The 17,566-nt window shown below is 54.3% G+C and carries 20 protein-coding genes and 1 riboswitch; of the genes, 17 read left to right on the top strand and 3 right to left on the bottom strand.

Going from position 1 to position 17,566, the window contains the following annotated elements:
* Window positions 1-9: 9 nt before the first annotated feature.
* Window positions 10-189: a DUF2759 domain-containing protein gene (locus BLT01_RS08130; RefSeq protein WP_092096869.1), complete on the bottom strand. Its 180-nt coding sequence runs from the start codon at window positions 187-189 to the stop codon at window positions 10-12.
* 169 nt (window positions 190-358) lie between these two features.
* On the opposite strand from BLT01_RS08130, the gene BLT01_RS08135 reads away from it, so the two are divergent.
* Window positions 359-997, top strand: coding sequence for an MBL fold metallo-hydrolase (locus BLT01_RS08135; protein ID WP_092096871.1), 639 nt, complete (start codon window positions 359-361; stop codon window positions 995-997).
* 79 nt (window positions 998-1,076) lie between these two features.
* Here BLT01_RS08135 and BLT01_RS08140 read toward each other — a convergent pair whose 3' ends face one another.
* On the bottom strand, window positions 1,077-1,310 hold the full coding sequence (locus BLT01_RS08140) for a DUF2626 family protein (protein ID WP_376739642.1): 234 nt from the start codon (window positions 1,308-1,310) through the stop codon (window positions 1,077-1,079).
* A 309-nt stretch (window positions 1,311-1,619) separates the two neighbouring features.
* Between BLT01_RS08140 and comGA the strand changes: the two genes are divergently transcribed.
* The 10 genes from comGA (at window position 1,620) to gcvPB (ending at window position 10,182) form a co-directional block, all read left to right on the top strand.
* Entirely contained in the window at window positions 1,620-2,603 is a 984-nt protein-coding gene (comGA, locus tag BLT01_RS08145) for a competence type IV pilus ATPase ComGA (RefSeq protein ID WP_092096874.1), read from the top strand.
* Window positions 2,587-3,630 carry a competence type IV pilus assembly protein ComGB gene (gene comGB / locus BLT01_RS08150; RefSeq protein ID WP_092096877.1) on the top strand — a complete coding sequence of 348 codons (1,044 nt, stop codon included), beginning with the start codon at window positions 2,587-2,589 and terminating at the stop codon, window positions 3,628-3,630. The genes comGA and comGB overlap by 17 nt, the downstream gene beginning before the upstream one ends.
* A gap of 10 nt (window positions 3,631-3,640) precedes the next feature.
* Window positions 3,641-3,958 carry a competence type IV pilus major pilin ComGC gene (gene comGC, locus BLT01_RS08155; protein ID WP_176765089.1) on the top strand — a complete coding sequence of 106 codons (318 nt, stop codon included), beginning with the start codon at window positions 3,641-3,643 and terminating at the stop codon, window positions 3,956-3,958.
* Entirely contained in the window at window positions 3,930-4,385 is a 456-nt protein-coding gene (locus BLT01_RS08160; RefSeq protein ID WP_092096880.1) for a hypothetical protein, read from the top strand. Before comGC ends, BLT01_RS08160 begins: the two co-directional genes overlap by 29 nt.
* The gene (locus BLT01_RS08165; RefSeq protein WP_092096882.1) at window positions 4,375-4,683 is read left to right on the top strand and encodes a hypothetical protein; all 309 of its coding nucleotides are present in this window, start codon (window positions 4,375-4,377) and stop codon (window positions 4,681-4,683) included. The genes BLT01_RS08160 and BLT01_RS08165 overlap by 11 nt, the downstream gene beginning before the upstream one ends.
* Window positions 4,667-5,110, top strand: a complete 444-nt coding sequence (gene comGF, locus BLT01_RS08170) for a competence type IV pilus minor pilin ComGF (protein ID WP_092096885.1) — start codon at window positions 4,667-4,669, stop codon at window positions 5,108-5,110. The genes BLT01_RS08165 and comGF overlap by 17 nt, the downstream gene beginning before the upstream one ends.
* A 191-nt stretch (window positions 5,111-5,301) precedes the next feature.
* Window positions 5,302-5,823, top strand: coding sequence for a shikimate kinase (locus tag BLT01_RS08175; protein WP_092096888.1), 522 nt, complete (start codon window positions 5,302-5,304; stop codon window positions 5,821-5,823).
* Window positions 5,824-5,990: 167 nt separating this feature from the next.
* A riboswitch (glycine riboswitch) is annotated at window positions 5,991-6,084 on the top strand.
* A gap of 141 nt (window positions 6,085-6,225) precedes the next feature.
* Window positions 6,226-7,335 (top strand): glycine cleavage system aminomethyltransferase GcvT, encoded by a 1,110-nt coding sequence (gene gcvT / locus BLT01_RS08180; protein ID WP_092096891.1) that lies wholly within the window; start codon window positions 6,226-6,228, stop codon window positions 7,333-7,335.
* A 20-nt stretch (window positions 7,336-7,355) separates the two neighbouring features.
* Window positions 7,356-8,702, top strand: coding sequence for an aminomethyl-transferring glycine dehydrogenase subunit GcvPA (gcvPA, locus tag BLT01_RS08185; RefSeq protein ID WP_092096945.1), 1,347 nt, complete (start codon window positions 7,356-7,358; stop codon window positions 8,700-8,702).
* On the top strand, window positions 8,695-10,182 hold the full coding sequence (gene gcvPB / locus BLT01_RS08190; RefSeq protein WP_092096894.1) for an aminomethyl-transferring glycine dehydrogenase subunit GcvPB: 1,488 nt from the start codon (window positions 8,695-8,697) through the stop codon (window positions 10,180-10,182). The genes gcvPA and gcvPB overlap by 8 nt, the downstream gene beginning before the upstream one ends.
* A 332-nt stretch (window positions 10,183-10,514) precedes the next feature.
* Here the strand turns inward: gcvPB and BLT01_RS08195 are convergent, their stop codons facing one another.
* Window positions 10,515-10,898, bottom strand: a complete 384-nt coding sequence (locus BLT01_RS08195) for a rhodanese-like domain-containing protein (protein WP_092096948.1) — start codon at window positions 10,896-10,898, stop codon at window positions 10,515-10,517.
* Between the two features lie 151 nt (window positions 10,899-11,049).
* Here BLT01_RS08195 and BLT01_RS08200 point away from each other — a divergent pair, with 151 nt between their 5' ends.
* The 6 genes from BLT01_RS08200 (at window position 11,050) to efp (ending at window position 17,369) form a co-directional block, all read left to right on the top strand.
* A complete protein-coding gene (locus BLT01_RS08200; protein ID WP_092096898.1) occupies window positions 11,050-11,883 on the top strand; it encodes a lipoate--protein ligase family protein in 834 nt (277 codons plus the stop codon).
* Window positions 11,884-12,089: 206 nt separating this feature from the next.
* Window positions 12,090-14,651, top strand: coding sequence for a vitamin B12-dependent ribonucleotide reductase (locus BLT01_RS08205; RefSeq protein ID WP_092096901.1), 2,562 nt, complete (start codon window positions 12,090-12,092; stop codon window positions 14,649-14,651).
* 143 nt (window positions 14,652-14,794) lie between these two features.
* Entirely contained in the window at window positions 14,795-15,217 is a 423-nt protein-coding gene (locus BLT01_RS08210) for a hypothetical protein (protein ID WP_092096904.1), read from the top strand.
* A gap of 65 nt (window positions 15,218-15,282) precedes the next feature.
* Window positions 15,283-15,723 carry a type II 3-dehydroquinate dehydratase gene (gene aroQ, locus BLT01_RS08215; RefSeq protein WP_092096951.1) on the top strand — a complete coding sequence of 147 codons (441 nt, stop codon included), beginning with the start codon at window positions 15,283-15,285 and terminating at the stop codon, window positions 15,721-15,723.
* A gap of 2 nt (window positions 15,724-15,725) precedes the next feature.
* Window positions 15,726-16,787 (top strand): M24 family metallopeptidase, encoded by a 1,062-nt coding sequence (locus BLT01_RS08220; protein ID WP_092096907.1) that lies wholly within the window; start codon window positions 15,726-15,728, stop codon window positions 16,785-16,787.
* 24 nt (window positions 16,788-16,811) lie between these two features.
* Window positions 16,812-17,369 carry an elongation factor P gene (efp, locus tag BLT01_RS08225; RefSeq protein WP_092096910.1) on the top strand — a complete coding sequence of 186 codons (558 nt, stop codon included), beginning with the start codon at window positions 16,812-16,814 and terminating at the stop codon, window positions 17,367-17,369.
* The last annotated feature ends 197 nt before the right edge of the window (window positions 17,370-17,566 follow it).

Genomic DNA, 17,566 nt, shown 5'->3' on the forward strand with positions numbered 1-17,566 from the left:
TTGCGGGAATCAGTGCAGTTTTGGCGGGTAGCCCTGGAATGTGATTGTCAGGACGACAAATGCTCCAAATACAACGAATGCAGCCAGGTTGAAGATGATGCTCAGGATATTCCGTTCCTTGAAAGCCTGGACTGTTCCGATTGCTGCAAGAATCGCGATCAGCCCGAAAATAACCATCAATAAGTTCATCGGTGACACTCCTTCTGACAATGAGTCCGATAATGATACAGATCACGTATAAACTCCTCTTCTATTGTAATGAAACGCCCCACATTTGTCGAGTATTATTCGTGTCGAATATTTGAACACCGGCCAGCCGGGCAGCTCATGCTATAATGGGCGCGGGGTGATTCGACAAATGATCAAATTCCATCGTTACCCGCTTGGCCCGCTCCAGACAAACTGTTATATCGCGGAAGCGGACAACGGCAAGTGCCTGATTTTCGATCCCGGAGAGGAAGCCGGGAAGCTGATCGGCGAAATCGGGAAACTCCAATTGCGTCCTGCCGCCATTTACCTGACCCATGCCCACTTCGACCATATCGGTGCAGTGGAGGAGGTCCGGACCCGCTACGGGATTCCTGTCCACCTTCATCAGGAAGAGAAGGAATGGCTCGGGGATCCGATGCTGAATGGTTCCGGACGGTATTCGGATCTTCCGGATATCCGGACATCCGAACCGGACCGGCTGATCGGCCAAGACGGTGGACAGACGGAGGGTCCCTTCCGTTTCAGGACGTTCCACGTTCCCGGACATTCTCCCGGCAGTGTCGCGTTCTATTTTGAAGAAGAGGGAACACTGGTCGGGGGAGATGCACTGTTCCGCATGAGCATCGGCAGAACGGACCTTCCGGGCGGGGACCATGAAACGCTGCTGAACTCGATCCGGGGAAAGCTGCTTGTACTGCCTGACGACACCACCGTACTTCCGGGGCATATGGGTCCCACCACGATCGGTGATGAAAAACAGATGAACCCGTTTCTTTCCGGCAAGTAGTGCAGGAGGCGGGTATCCATTCAGAAAATGCATGTAAAAAAACAGCCATGACGGCTGTTTTTTTATGTACCGTTTTCAATTAATGTCCTGCTCCTGGTGTGTAGATGAAGTTCGTATAGTAGCTGAACCCTACCATGAAGACCATCAAGTAAGCGCCGAAAAGATATAAGTACATGCGTTCAGTTAACTTAAGGTAACCGAAAAGAATGAAAAATCCGGTGCTGGCCAACATGAGCAATGATGGGGTCATCATGTCTCCGACATAGAACATGACCGCGAAAATTCCTGTCCAGAAGCCGCAAAGCTTGAACATATTATCCACGCGTGTTCCCTCCTTTACAACGGTGCCATAATCATCTCCCATTCATTATATAGTGTTTGTCTGCAGGGTGCAAACGGATTCCGCATCTGAGATTGTGACAAAAAGTTGTCCGTGGTAATCCGGCAAAAGCGGATTTTGGCGCTTCCCGGACTGCAATTTTCAAAAATGACATCGAAAAATGGTTCATTTTGCAAAGTCTGCGAGTTGACTATACCGCGGGTTCTCACCGCCCTATACTCGAGATGACAGGGAAGTGCGGTCCTTTCCTGTCAATCCACTTGGCAGGGAGGCGGCAAAGGGGTGGAAAACCTCATCGAACAAAAAGCCGTGGAACTCCTCGGCCGGGCACTTGGAGAGGGGGCAACGGATCTCCACCTGAATCCGTCCGGCCGGAATTACGAAATCCAGCACAGAAAAGGGAGGGGGATCATCACGGCTGCGGAGATCCCGGTCGAGCTTGGCGAACGGATCATCTCTTTTTATAAATATCTGTCATCGCTCGATATCGGAGAACGGCGGAAGCCGCAAAGCGGAGCTTTTTCACTGGATTTCGGAGAGGCCCGCTACTCATTCCGTATCTCGACACTGCCGTCTGTGAATCTGAAGGAAAGCGCCGCCATCCGGTTCCAGCCGCACGAGGAGGCGCTGCCTGTGGGCAACCTGACTGATGACCGGGAGGCGGCTTCCCTGCTGCTGGAAGCCGCCGGCATGCGGCAGGGCATGATCTTTTTTACGGGGCCGACAGGAAGCGGAAAGACGACCACCATGTATTCCGTCACACGGCACTGTGCGGAGGAACTGGGCAGGCATGTAATTTCCCTTGAGGATCCTGTTGAGAACAGCCAGCCCCACCTGCTCCAGATCCAGGTGAACGAACGGGCCGGTATCACTTACTCCGCAGGGCTGAAAGCGATTTTGCGCCATTCGCCTGATGTGATCATGATCGGTGAAATCAGGGATTCGGATACTGCAAAGGTTGCAGTTCAGGCAGCGCTGACCGGGCACCTCGTCGTGGCGACAGTGCACTCGCGTGATACGGCGGGCAGTTTGTTCAGGATGACCGAGTTCGGCATCCAACTGGAAGAGCTGAGACAGACGGTCTCCATGATCTGTGCACAAAGTCTGGAGGACGGTGCAGGCGGAAGAAAAGCGATGTTCGAAATTCTGCACGGAGAACTGCTGGCAGAAGCTTTCCGGGCAATCAGGGAAGGGCGGCCATTTATGATGCCGGAACATCTGACCCTGAACCGGAAGGAGAGGATGCGGCATGGCGCTGCCTTTTAAACGGCGGCGGGCGGGGCACCGTCTTCATCAGCCGGAACGGTTCCTTTCCCGGGCCGCAGGGCTGATGGATGAAGGCTATACCTTCCACGATTCAGTCCGCATGCTTTTGCCCCATCATCTGGATGACCCGGGAAGTGCCGAACAGGTGCTGGAGCGAAATCTCCGTTCGGGGGAGGGACCGGATGAAATCCTTGAAAATATCGGGCTCGCCCCTTCGCTCCTTATTCCCGTGGGAGTCGCCATCAGCCATGGCAATCTTTCCGAGGCGATCAGGACGGTGTCAGATCGGCTCAGGCGCAAGAAAAGGACATTGGAGAAGTTAAAGAAGGCAACATTGTATCCGTGTGTCCTTTTCGGTTTTATCTCGGTTCTTTTCATCCTGTTCAGGACCCTGTTCATGCCGAATATGGAGAAAATGTTAGCCGGAAGGGGCAGAGAAGGAGATGCGATCGCGCTTTCCGCCCTTTTGCTGAAAATACCCGATCTCCTTGCGGGAATCGCTTGTGTCTTTGCGGCGGCAGCGGTGATCGCTTACCTTGTGTGGTCGCGAAAGTCCGCAGAAGGGAAGCTCCGGGCGATCCATTCCGTTCCCGTCCTTTCAAGGTGGATCCGCATGGGACATACATCGGTTTTTTCACGGGAGATGGGCACGCTTCTGGGTGGGGGGATTTCACTCCAGCAGGCTATCCGGATTTTAGCCGGACAGGACGAACATTCCATGCTTGCTTACATGATCAGGACGGTGGGCAATCGGATTCTGATGGGTGATCCGCTCCATGAAGCCGTGCGTCAAGCCGGGGGCTTTATGCCGGATTTTCCGTCTTTTATCCGCCATGGAGACGATGGCGGCCATCTTCCGAGGGAAATGCTGGTCTACAGTGAATTGATGGACGAGAAAATCGGCGAGGAATCGGAAAGGCTGATCGCCGTCATCCAGCCGGTGCTGTTCGGAATTCTGGCGGTTTGCATCATGGGCGCCTACCTTGCCCTGATGCTTCCTGTCTACAGTATGGTCGAATTACAATGAGGGGGAACGTATGCTTAAGCGACTGAAAAACCAATCGGGCTTCACATTGATCGAAATGATGATCGTACTTCTCGTGATATCGGTCCTGATCCTTCTGGCCATCCCCAATGTCACGAAACGGGCTGCAGAGATAGATAAAACCGGCTGCGAGGCACTGGCGCAGATGGTCGAAGGTCAAGTACAGGCCTACAAACTGAAAAACAAAGAAAATCCGGCTACTGCTGCAGCTCTCGTACCGGATTACCTTGAAAGCGAGAATGACCTTAAATGTTCGGACGGAAGGACGATTATTGTAAACAATGGCGCGGTCAGCGTTTCAAACCCTTAATCTGGCCCGCGGGTTCACGTTCACGGAAATGCTTCTTGTCCTGGCGATAGCAATGGCCGTGACAGGGGTAGGATATGCGGCGGCCGCTTCAAAAGCCCTCCAGGACACCGGGCCGATTCCATTTGAGGATCAGCTGAAGCTCGATATCCAGGCTATCCAGTTGCATGCTGTCGCGCACGAGGAATATACGAAAATCGTTTTTCTGAATGAAGGCATTTATGTGGCCACGGGAGCAGGCTCGGACATCCTGTTCAGGCGCCGGTTGCCAGAAGGCGTGTTCCTGTCGGAATTCAGTACACTGAAACAGGTTGAATTCACGAAATTGGGATCTGCAAGAGCTTTCGGCACCCTGCATTTTCATACTCCGGAAGGGGAAATAAGGGTAATTGTCCATATCGGGAAGGGGAGGGTGACATTTGTCCTGTGAACGAGGTTTCTCATTTCCCGAATCCCTTTTGTCACTGCTCATCGTTTATGTGATTTTCACCTCTCTTTTTCCGCTGATGGACCGGATGGTCATGAATCTGGAAATGCAGAAACTTGCGGTCCAGGCTGCTTCCGTCGCCTCCGATTCGGTGGACCTCCATTACCTGACCGGAGAGGCAGAAGGCTCGCGTACAATCGGGAGTGTGGTGTTTGACTGGCGAATGCAGGGAGGGGGAATCTGTGTTTCATACAAGGCAGCCTCCGGATGGCAGTCACGCTGCTATGAACCGGACGGATGAGGCGGGATACACATTCATCGAAGCTTTGCTTCACCTGGCGATTTTTTCTGTGTTTTTCATATTGTTCGCCGGGTTTTTCCGGTATTCCGCCGGTTTGGTCCATCATATCGGCGATCCGTCCTCTGTGGAGTGGGAGCAGTTCAGGTACGAACTGGCAGACTATCTGAAAGACGTGGACGGGGTGCAGGTCGGCGAACAGGGGAGTCTGCTGCGGGTGGTCCGTCAAGACAAAGTTACCGAGATCAGCCATTACCCTGTGCAGTCAATGGTCCGCAAGCGGGTGAACGGGGAAGGTCATGAGCCGATGCTGACCGGCGTACGGTCGGTCAGCATCTCTGTTTCAGAAAATATACTCTCCCTCCGCGCCGTCTTTGTTGACGGAACCGAAAGGGGGACGATGCATCATCTTCTGCCGGCAGAAAAATGAGGCAGGGGGGATTCTTCCCGCCGCGCTGCTCCTTCTTTTCCTTGTTTCCGGCTTCGTTCTTGTCGTGACAAATGCCTATCTGGCACAGATGCAGGCTTTTACGTTATTGGAATCTTCCCACGCTCGTGATACGATTAGAAAAATCGAGTCGTATTTTAGCGAAGCGGAACCGCTTTTAGGTAGGTGGGAAGATGAAAAAGATATACCTGATCGGCTACATGGGGTCCGGAAAGTCGGCGATCGGGAAGCGGCTGAGCTACGCGTTGCGCCTCCCGTACTACGATATGGACAGGGAGATCGAAAAGCAGGCGGGCATGAAAATTCCGCAGATTTTTGAGCAATACGGCGAAGAATACTTTCGCCAGATGGAGACGGACTTTTTGAGAAACTTCCGTGACGAATGGTGCATCATCTCCACAGGCGGCGGAACACCGATGCGTCCGGAAAACCGGAAACTTCTCCGGCAGACAGGGCTTGTTCTTTTCCTCAACGCTCCATTTTTCGAAATCTGGAGACGCATCAGAACCGACAAAAACCGTCCGATCGTCCAGCGTTCTACGCGGGAGGACCTTCAGAAACTCTACAACGAGCGCAAAAAGGTTTACAAAAAGACTGCGCATATTACCATCAACACTAAGGGGCGCACCCTCCGCCAGGCTACGGATTATGCCGCCAGGCAGGTCAGACGGCTGAAAGGCAGAGAAACGCGCTGAAAACACCGCCGGAATCCGAACTATAAAGGGTTCCGGTTTTGTTTTGTTCGTCTATGGTCCGGAATTTGAAAAGATATTGCCTTTCTCAAAATTCAATGTTAGGATATAGGCAAAGCGACAGAACTTTCGCTTGACTTACAGCTGAATAACCGGCATCTGCCGGGCGGATGAATGTACGGGGAGAGAACGCACAAACGCGTCGCCGAAGGAGCAAGTAACGGGTGTTATGAATCTCTCAGGCAAAAAGACTCGTACAGGACGCATCTCTGGAGAGCGCCGGACCAGCCGGCCACCAACGAGGAAAACCGAGCAGGAAAACTTTCAGGTGACAGGACAGAGGACCCGACTTCTACGGGTCTCTCTGTCCTTTTTTACATCTGGATGAAACGGAGGAGAAGTGCAATGGCGGAAACCACCTTGCAGCGCACCCCGCTCTATGACTTGTATGCCGGTCACGGGGGCAAAACAATCGACTTTGGCGGATGGGACCTTCCTGTCCAGTTTTCCGGCATCAAGTCGGAACACGAAGCAGTACGGACAAGTGCGGGCCTTTTTGATGTTTCCCACATGGGAGAGGTTCTTGTGGAAGGAAAGGATAGCACCGATTTTCTTCAGAAACTCATGACCAACGATGTATCAAAGCTTACTGTTGGGCGCGCACAATATACCATCATGTGCAACGAACAGGGCGGAACCATCGATGATTTGCTGATCTACAAAATGTCCGATGACAAATATTTTCTTGTCGTCAACGCAGCCAACACCGAAAAAGATGTGAAGTGGATGAAGCAGCATGCCGAAGGTGATGTCACCGTCACTGATGCATCGGCGGATTATGCCCTCTTGGCACTGCAGGGACCAAAAGCGGAGGAAGTACTCTCCAGGCTGACGGATGAGCCGCTAGCGGACATCAGGTTTTTCCGCTTTAAAGAGAATGTCAGCATCTCCGGCCACCAGGCGCTTGTTTCGCGTACCGGCTATACCGGTGAAGACGGATTTGAGATTTACACGGCACCGGAAGCCGCACGGGCACTATGGAAAGAAATCCTGAAGCAAGGCGAAAAGGATGGTGTCGTGCCTGCGGGTCTCGGCGCCCGCGATACGCTCCGCTTCGAGGCAGGCCTTCCCCTGTATGGCCAGGAAATGGATGAGGGAATTTCCCCGCTTGAGGCCGGGCTCGGATTTGCCGTGAAACTCGGCAAAGAAGCCGGGTTCATCGGCAAGGAAGCCCTTGCCCGCCAAAAAGAAGAAGGCATGCCGCGGAAGCTTGCCGGCATCCGCATGATTGACAAAGGAATTCCGCGTACGGGTTATGCAGTCTACAAAGGTGAAGAAAAGATCGGTGAAGTCACGACCGGTACGCAGTCTCCTACCCTTGGCCTGAACATCGGAAATATCCTCGTCGGTACCGAACATGCTGTTTTGGGTGATGAAGTCGAAGTCGAAGTACGCAAAAAACGCCTCAAGGCTGAAATTGTTGAAACCCCATTTTACAAGCGGGCGAAATCCTAATCAGAAAGAGGTCCAGAATGATGAAGCACCGTTATTTGCCGATGACCGAATCGGACAAGAAACAAATGCTTGACGCGATCGGCGTCGAATCCATCGATGAACTGTTCAGTGACATTCCGGAGAAAGTCCGTTTTGACCGTCAATACGACCTGAAGCCGGCCCTTCCCGAGACCACTCTTGTCAAGGAACTTTCAGCTCTTGCGGGACGGAACGCCGACAGCAACTCCCATGCGTCTTTCCTGGGGGCAGGTGTCTATGACCACTACAAGCCGATCATCGTCGATCACGTCATTTCGCGCTCCGAGTTTTATACGGCTTATACGCCTTACCAGCCCGAATTCTCACAGGGGGAACTCCAGGCGATCTTTGAATTCCAGTCGATGATCTGCGAACTGACAGGCATGGACATTGCCAACTCCTCCATGTATGACGGCGGCACATCGCTTGCCGAGGCAGGAATGCTCGCAGCAGGCCATACGCGCCGGAAGAAACTCCTCATTTCGGAAGCGGTCCATCCGGAGTACCGTGATGTCGTTAAGACTTATGCACTCGGCCAGTCAATTCAAGTCGAGGAAATTCCCCTGAAGGATGGCCAGACTGATTACGATGCACTGAGCAGCATGATCGACGGTGATACGGCCGGAGTCTTGGTCCAGTATCCGAACTTCTTCGGCCAGATTGAAAACATCCGGGAAGCTGCGGAGATCGCACACGAGAACAAGTCGCTGTTTATCGTTTCCTCGAACCCGCTCGCGCTTGCAGTCCTGACCCCTCCGGGTAAGCTCGGCGCCGATATCACTGTCGGGGACGCGCAGCCGTTTGGTATTCCTGAAGCATTCGGCGGCCCGCACTGCGGCTATTTCGCCGTCACGAAAAAACTGATGCGCAAAGTTCCTGGCCGCCTCGTCGGCGAGACAACCGATGAGGAAGGCCGCCGCGGCTACGTGCTGACACTTCAGGCGCGGGAGCAGCATATTCGCCGTGACAAGGCGACGTCCAACATCTGTTCGAACCAGGCGCTGAACGCGCTGGCCGCTTCCGTCGCAATGTCGGCGCTCGGCAAGCAGGGTGTCCGCGAGATGGCCCTTCAGAACATCTCGAAAACGCAGTATGCCATCCGGGCATTCAAAGAAGCCGGCTATGAAGTCCTGTTCGGCGGCCCAAGCTTCAACGAGTTCGTCGTAAAATGCAAAGAGCCTGTTGCAGACCTGAACGGCCGCCTGCTTGATGCCGGAATCATCGGCGGGTACCACCTGGGGCTGACTTATCCTGAACTGGAAGGCCACATGCTCATCGCGGTGACCGAACAGCGTACGAAGGAAGAAATCGATGCACTTGTGCAGGAAATGGAGGCCATCCATGCATAAAGAGAATCAGCCGCTCATTTTTGAAATCAGCAAAGAAGGCCGGATCGGATACAGCCTTCCGGAACTCGATGTTCCGGAGACCGATCTTTCCGGCCTGCTTCCGGAAGGGCTTATCCGAAAGGAAGCGGCAGAGCTTCCGGAAGTATCCGAACTGGATATCATGCGCCATTACACGGCACTTTCAACACGGAATCACGGTGTAGATTCCGGCTTCTACCCGCTCGGCTCGTGCACGATGAAGTACAATCCGAAAGTTAACGAAACCGTCGCGCGCCTGTCCGGCTTCGCGAATGTCCATCCGCTCCAGGAAGAGTCTTCGGTCCAGGGCGCAATGGAACTGATGTATGACCTTCAGGAGCATCTGGTCGAGATCACGGGCATGGATGAAGTGACACTCCAATCCGCAGCGGGGGCGCACGGGGAATGGACGGCGCTTATGATGATCCGTGCCTTCCACGAAGCGAACGGGGATCACAACCGGACCAAAGTCATCATTCCGGACTCCGCGCACGGAACCAATCCGGCTTCTGCGACAGTGGCCGGCCTTGAGACCATCACAGTGAAGTCTGATGAAAACGGGCTTGTAGACATTGAGGACCTGAAGCGCGTAGCCGGGGAAGATACGGCAGCACTCATGCTGACCAATCCGAACACGCTCGGTCTGTTTGAGGAAAATATCCTTGAGATGGCGGAAATCGTCCATGGCGTAGGCGGTAAGCTCTACTATGACGGCGCCAACCTGAATGCCATCATGAGCAAGGTCCGCCCGGGGGATATGGGCTTCGATGCCGTCCACCTGAACCTTCACAAGACGTTCACCGGGCCTCACGGCGGCGGCGGGCCGGGTTCCGGCCCCGTCGGAGTCAAAAAGGAACTCGTACCATTCCTGCCGAAGCCGGTCCTTGTGAAGAAAGATGATGTCTTCACATTTGACTACGACCGCCCGAAGGCAATCGGCCGGATCAAGCCGTTCTACGGCAACTTCGGCATCAACGTGCGCGCGTATGCGTACATCCGCTCCATGGGCGCGGATGGCCTGAAGCTTGTTTCGGAATATGCGGTACTCAATGCAAACTACATGATGCGCCGCCTTGCGCCACACTTCGATCTGCCGTATGACCGCCACTGCAAGCATGAATTCGTGCTGAGCGGCCGACGCCAGAAGCAGCTCGGAGTACGCACGCTTGATATTGCCAAGCGACTGCTGGACTTTGGCTTCCACCCGCCGACCATCTACTTCCCGCTTAACGTAGAGGAAGGCATGATGATCGAGCCGACCGAAACGGAATCCAAGGAAACGCTGGATGCGTTCATTGACGCAATGATCCAGATCGCCCGCGAGGCGGAGGAGAATCCTGAAATCGTCCAGGAAGCGCCTCACACGACAGTCGTGAGCCGTCTTGACGAGACTCAGGCCGCCCGGAAACCTGTATTGAAGTACAGCCGTCCTGAGAAGGCGGAACCCGTTGCTGTGAACTGACAAGCGCATATGAAAGAAGGCCCGCTATGGCTGCGGGCCTTCCGGCTGCAGACAGAGGGAGGGAATGCCCATTGTCTGCAGTTTTTGTGTTGCCGCGGAATGTCACGCCGCTTCAACCGGTTTCGTCATTCGCCCTGGTTGTTTCGTCATTAAAGCGGGCAATTTCGTCATTGGGCCCGCCGGTTTCGTCATTCATTGGTGGATGACGGAACCGGGGGTGCCTATGATGAAACCGAACCCTTGAATGTCGAGACCGACACATCTACCGTCATGTTCATCCTGCATAACCAAACGCCGCCATGCAGACAATTCTGCATGGCGGCGTTCCGGTTTTATTTTTTCGTTTTGACCTTGCCCGTCCACTGGCGGAAGCCGCCTGTCAGCATGTAGAGCTGCCCGTAGCCGCGTTTTTTCAGGTAAAGTGCCGCGCGGCCGCTCCGGGAGCCATTCTGGTCATACAGATAGACCGGTTTGTCCGGACGGATTTCCTTATAGCGCTGGGAGAATTGCGTAAACGGGATATTGCGGGCGCCGAGGATATGCCCCGCATCAAAGTCTTTTTGTTCGCGCACATCGATCAGCTGGGCTTTCCGGAAGCCGGCGATAAATTCCTCCTGGTTGAGGGCGGTCACCGCCTTGCGGGTCCTGAGTACGGTCACGAGCAGGTAGATGATCAATCCGAAAAGGATCGCGGAAATGATATAAAGTGATTCCAAAGCCATTTTCCCCTTTCTCTCTCCCTAAGATTATAAAAGAACTCGCGCGCTTCGTCCACGGCCGGACAAAATATCCGGCCGATTGCTCAAAAGGATCGGGGGATTGTGATAAACTAAATCCATTGTGTTTTTTTGAAAGGGGCTGTCTGGAATGACAGAAAAATGGATGTTTATCAACTCCGGGCCGCAAACGGGGTCCTATAATATGGCGATGGACGACGCACTGCTTGAACTCCACTCGAAAGGCAAGATTCCGCCTGTTGTCCGATTTTACGAATGGAATCCCGCCACCCTGTCGATCGGCTATTTCCAGAAAGCGGCTGAAGCGGTCGACTTGGATCAAGTCAAAGACATGGGATTGGGCTTTGTCAGGCGGCCCACGGGTGGCCGCGCGGTGCTTCATGACCGTGAGCTGACCTACAGCATCATCATTTCCGAATCCCATCCTGACATGCCGGAAACGGTGACAGAGGCCTACCGGGTAATCAGTGCAGGCCTGCTTGAAGGCTTCCGGAATCTCGGCCTCCGCGCGGAGCTTGCCGTTCCGTCCACCCCGGAAGAGCGGAATTCGCTTAAAAACCCGAAAAGCGCGGTCTGCTTTGATGCGCCAAGCTGGTATGAGCTGGTCGTCGAAGGCAGAAAAGCAGCGGGCAGCGCACAGACCCGGCAAAAAGGCGTTATCCTGCAGCATGGAGCCATACCGGTTTCGTTGGATCTTGACAAACTTGTGTCCGTTTTCCACTTCCCGACCGAAGACCATAGGCGCAGAATGAAGGAAAAGCTGGAGAAAAAGGCGGTTTCGATCGAGGAATTGTCAGGCTGCCGTGTGGGGATGGACGAAGTAACGAAGGCGTTCCGTAACGGGTTTGAAAAAGCACTGGGTGTAGAACTGTTCCACGCCGAGCCGGACCAGGAAGTTTCAGAGCTCGTGCGTCGGTTTGAAGAGGAGAAGTATTCAAACGACTCATGGAACTTAAAAAAGTGAATCAGGGACTTTCAGATCATTTTTGTTTGCCCCATTTTTTGTCGGATCCGGTCGAAGCCAGCAGCCGCATGGCCTTGGCCCATATCCGGAAAAGTCAAGGCTGAATTTCAGTTCTTGATGCGGAGTTTCAATATGTAGTAGAGTTGGGAAGTACATAATACCAGATATAGTATCTATCATAGAGGACACTCGAGGAGGTCATCGTATTGGTCATCGCATCACACAACAACCAACCGACGCTGGACGTTTCGAAACTGAACAGGGACATTGCCGGTTTTCCGCAAGTCCATCCGGTCACGGAAGAGATGAATATCCGGCATAAAGGGGTCTCCCGACTGGTCATGATCGACCGTTACTCGTTCAAAGACACCGAGAAAAAGACACTGGGCGAGGGGGACTTTGTTGTCCTGACCGTGAAGGAAGATCCGAAATTCCCTGCGAGGGGTCTCGGCTATATCCTCTCCCTTGACCGTGAACAGGGGCTGGCGGACATTTGGATCGAACCGGACTACCGTTCCGCGATCGACGATCCGGCAGAACAGGAACAGGGTATTGTCAGCCGTCCCCTGGAAGTCATCGAAAAGCCGCTTGAAATCTTTTACGAGCAGATCGCCAAGCGGAACGCGACCGGACTTTCCTCCGTCGAGAAGGATGAAAAGACCCGCAGGGAGTCGTTTGAGCGGTTCTACAAAGAGCTCGTCTCGCTGAATTTCATCCCCGCCGGCCGAGTCCTCTACGGAGCCGGCGCCGATACGGATGTCACATACTTTAACTGCTACGTCATGCCGTTTGTCGCCGATTCCCGGGAAGGCATCTCGGACCACCGCAAGCAGGTCATGGAAATCATGAGCCGTGGCGGGGGCGTCGGGACGAACGGTTCCACGCTGCGCCCGCGGAACACTCTTGCGCGCGGCGTCAACGGCAAATCGTCCGGCTCGGTTTCCTGGCTGGATGACATCGCAAAGCTGACCCATCTGGTGGAGCAGGGCGGTTCCCGCCGAGGCGCACAGATGATCATGCTCGCGGACTGGCATCCGGACATCGTCGAGTTCATCATCTCGAAAATGCAGAATCCGCGTATTCTCCGTTATCTGGTCGAGAACACGAACGATGAGCATATCCGGAAACTCGCGAAAGAAAAGCTGAAATTCAAGCCGTTCACCCAGCAGGAAGAAGCGATGTACCAGGGCATCGTCAACTACAAGAATATCCCGGGGCTTGGCGGCTTCAACGAAGCGATCATCCGGGATGCCGAGCATAAGTTGCGCGACGGCGGCACTTACTCGGTCCACAACCCCGAGTTCCTGACAGGTGCGAACATTTCGGTTACGCTCACATCCGATTTCATGAAGGCGGTCGAGGAAGACGGGGAACACCGTCTCCGCTTCCCATACGTGGAACAGTATTCGCCTGAGGAAATGGACGTGTACAACGAGGAATGGCATCAGGTCGGAGATGTCCGTGAATGGGAAAAGCGCGGATTCGCCATCCGCACTTACCGTTCCATGAAGGCACGAGAGCTTTGGAACCTTATCAATATCTGCGCCACGTACTCTGCGGAGCCAGGCATCTTCTTTATCGACAATGCCAACGACATGACGAATGCGAAAGCCTACGGCCAGCAAGTGGTGGCAACCAACCCGTGCGGTGAGCAGCCGCTCGCGCCATACTCCGTCTGCAACCTGGCGGCAGTCAACCTGGCCGAGATGGCCGATAAGGAAACGCGGAAGGTCGACTACGGCAAACTCCGTGAAACCGTGCGGACAGGCGTCCGGATGCAGGACAATGTCATCGATGCGACCCCTTACTTCCTTCCTGAAAATGAACACCAGGCACTTGGCGAACGGCGAGTCGGGCTCGGTGTCATGGGTCTAGCGGATCTTCTGATTTATTGCGGCAAGCGCTACGGATCAGAAGAAGGCAACCAGCTGGTCGATGAGGTCTTCGAAGCGATTGCGACGACCGCCTACCGGGAATCGATCGAACTTGCCAAAGAAAAAGGCAGCTTCCCGTTCCTGGTCGGGGAAACGGAAGAGGAAACGCAAGAGCTGCGGGAGCGGTTTATCAACACCGGCTACATGAAGCGCATGCCGGAGGATATCCGCCAAGGCGTCCTGGAGCACGGAATCCGCAACTCCCACCTGCTGACCGTTGCGCCGACAGGATCAACGGGAACTATGGTCGGGGTCAGCACAGGACTGGAACCATACTTCTCCTTCACTTATTACCGCAGCGGCCGTCTCGGAAAATTCATCGAGGTAAAAGCGGAGATTGTGGAAGAATATCTGAAGGCCAACCCGGGTGCAGACCAGAATCAGCTGCCTGACTGGTTCGCCACATCGATGGACCTGACACCGGAAGAGCATGCTGACGTTCAGTGTGTGATCCAGCGCTGGATCGACAGCTCCATCTCCAAGACCGTCAATGCACCGAAAGGCTATACCGTCGAGCAGGTCGAATCGGTATACGAGCGCCTGTACCGCGGGGGTGCGAAGGGCGGTACGGTTTATGTCGACGGTTCCCGCGACTCCCAGGTACTGACGCTGAAGGCGGAGGAGAACGACCCGGAAGCGGAAATCGAGGAAGAGGTCGAAGAAAAGCGACCGGTCGTCCTCGTGGACACGATTCAGGCCCTCCGTTCGACCAATGTTACGATCGGATCGGAAATCGGTGATACGTGCCCGGTCTGCCGGAAAGGGACAGTGGAAGAGATCGGCGGCTGCAACTCCTGCACCAACTGCGGAGCACAGCTGAAATGCGGACTGTAATCATTTTTCCCATCTTTTAATCCAACAAGCGGGCCCCAAAGCGGGTGCCCGCTTTTCCCTTTGTTTCACGGAGAAATCCGGACTCCTTGAATAAACGCCGGTTCCCGTTCCCATCATGGAATAAAGATCCGGGAGGTGGTCCGATGTTCAAACAGCTGCCGTTCTGGACGGCGGGGGCCGTGTCGCTGATGCTCGCGGCAGGCCTGAAGTTCCTTCATTATTTCAAGTTCATCAAGTGGAATCCGACCGGTTGGGCTGAGCGGTATGGGATTTTTGCGGATCGTCCATGGGAAATCAAGTGGTTGCTTTTGTTTGTTGCCATCTATGTGATTTCGCTTGTTTCCTATTATCTATTCGCATTGTCATGGAAGTGGAAGATTTCCATCACGGCTGCCGCAGCAGGCCTCCTGATTGCGGGACTGATCGAGTGGATGATTGCGAGGCCCGAGAACTTCGGGGATTTCCGGAAAGCCCTATCAGTGCCGTTTGCCGCATTGATCCTGATCGCCACGCGCTTCGTGATGGAAACGGCGGTATTCAGTAAAAAACAGCAGGCGGACACGTGAAAAACGTTGTCCGCCTGCTTGCGTATGATAAAATGGGGAAGAATCTGCTGAAAGGAGGGCTGGCGATGAAAATCCTCTGTCTGAATGGCCCGAACCTGAACCGGCTCGGAAAAAGGGAACCCGGTATTTATGGCAGCGAGACACTTTCCGAAGTGGAAAACAGGCTCCGGCAATTGGCGGGCGGAAACGGGGCGGATCTGGAATTCTATCAGTCCAATCATGAAGGTGCACTTGTCGACAGGATCCAGGAGGCCGCCGGGGACGGAACAGACGGCATCATTTTCAATCCCGCAGCCTATACCCATACATCGGTCGCGCTGCGCGACGCGATTGCCGACGCCGGGCTGCCGACAATCGAAGTGCATATCTCGAATATACATAAACGGGAAGCCTTCAGGCACCATTCGTATCTTGCCCCGGTTTGCACCGGCCAGATTGCCGGCATGGGGACCTATGGATACGACTTGGCGATGCTCGCCCTCCTTCGGATGGGAAAAGGGGAATGATCATGGACAAATTAAACGCATTCCGGGCTTCATTCGACAGGCTTGGAATCGATGGGTTTTTGGTCACGAATCCGCACAGCCGGCGCTATATGACCGGCTTCACGGGCACTGCGGGCACTGCTGTTATTTCACGAGATGATGCTGTTTTCATCACAGACTTCCGATACACGGAACAGGCCGCGGAACAGGTGTCCGGTTTCCGGATCGTGAAGCAGGACGGACTGATGAAGGATGCGGTCGCCGATCAGGTCAAAGCGTTGGGCATCCAAAAAATCGGCTTTGAACAGGATACGCTGCCTTACGCCGATTACGACCGGTACCTGAAAGCGACGGATGCGGAGTGGGTTCCCGTTTCCGATGTCATCGAGAAGCTCAGGATGATCAAAACGGACGAGGAAATCCGGACAATCCGGAAAGCCACTGCGATTGCCGATGAGGCATTCAGTCATATCCTTACGTTCATCAAGCCGGGTGTAACCGAACTGGAAGTGTCCAATGAACTGGAGTTCTGCATGCGCAGGCTCGGTGCATCAGAATCCTCATTTGATACGATTGTGGCTTCCGGCAAGCGTTCGGCGCTGCCCCACGGTGTCGCGACCGGCAAAACAATCGAAAACGGCGATATGGTCACCTTGGATTTCGGCGCTCTGTATGACGGCTATGTATCCGACATCACACGGACAGTGGCAGTCGGCGAGCCAGCGGAAGAACTCAAAAAGATCTACCATACCGTCCTGGAAGCCCAGATGCGCGCATGTTCCGCGCTTAAACCGGGTATGACAGGGAAAGAGGCGGATGCCGTCGCACGGGACTATATCAAGGAACGTGGTTACGGCGAAGCCTTCGGACATTCAACGGGACATGGCATCGGCCTTGAAGTGCATGAGGGGCCGGGGCTTTCCTTCCGTTCCGACACGGCTCTGGAACCGGGTATGGTTGTTACGGTCGAGCCGGGCATATACGTTCCCGGCCTGGGTGGCGTCCGTATTGAAGACGACGTGCTCATCACAGAAGACGGCTGCGAACTGCTGACGTCCTCGCCAAAGCAGCTTATCATCCTATAACAATTGAAAAACGGAGGATTTCACATGATTTCTGTAAACGATTTTAAAACCGGCCTCACCATTGAAGTGGACGGCGACATTTATCGCGTCCTGGATTTCCAGCACGTAAAGCCTGGCAAAGGTGCGGCTTTCGTCCGTTCCAAACTCCGCAACCTGCGCAACGGAAACACCACGGAGAAGACATTCCGCGGCGGGGAAAAAGTGGAGCGCGCACAGATTGACAACCGCCGCATGCAGTATCTGTATGCCAACGGTGACCAGCACGTGTTCATGGACACAGACAACTATGAGCAGATCGAACTCGGCGAAAGCCAGATCGAGTATGAACTCAAGTTCCTGAAGGAGAACATGGAAGTCCATGTGATCCAGTACCAGGGCGAGACGCTCGGCGTCGACCTTCCGGCAACAGTCGAACTTGAAGTCACAGACACTGAGCCGGGCATCAAGGGCGATACGGCAAGCGGCGGTTCCAAGCCGGCGACGATGGAAACCGGCCTGGTCGTCCAGGTGCCATTCTTCATCAACTCGGGCGACCGCCTGATCATCAACACGGCAGAAGGGGAATACGTCTCCCGCGCGTAAACGGGAACCCCATATGGACAAGCAAGCTGCAGGCAAGCGGAGAATCCGCATGCCTGCAGCTTTTTGGGTTGCCGTATGGGCTGGCGATTTGCAAAATGTGCCTGCAGTTTGCCGCATGGATCCGTGATTTGCAATATGGGCCAGCAGTTTGCCGCATGGGCCTGCGGTTTGCAATATGGGCATGCAGTTTGCCGCAT

This window comes from Bhargavaea beijingensis, from assembly GCF_900101985.1.
GTDB classification, from domain to species: Bacteria; Bacillota; Bacilli; order Bacillales_A; family Planococcaceae; genus Bhargavaea; species Bhargavaea beijingensis.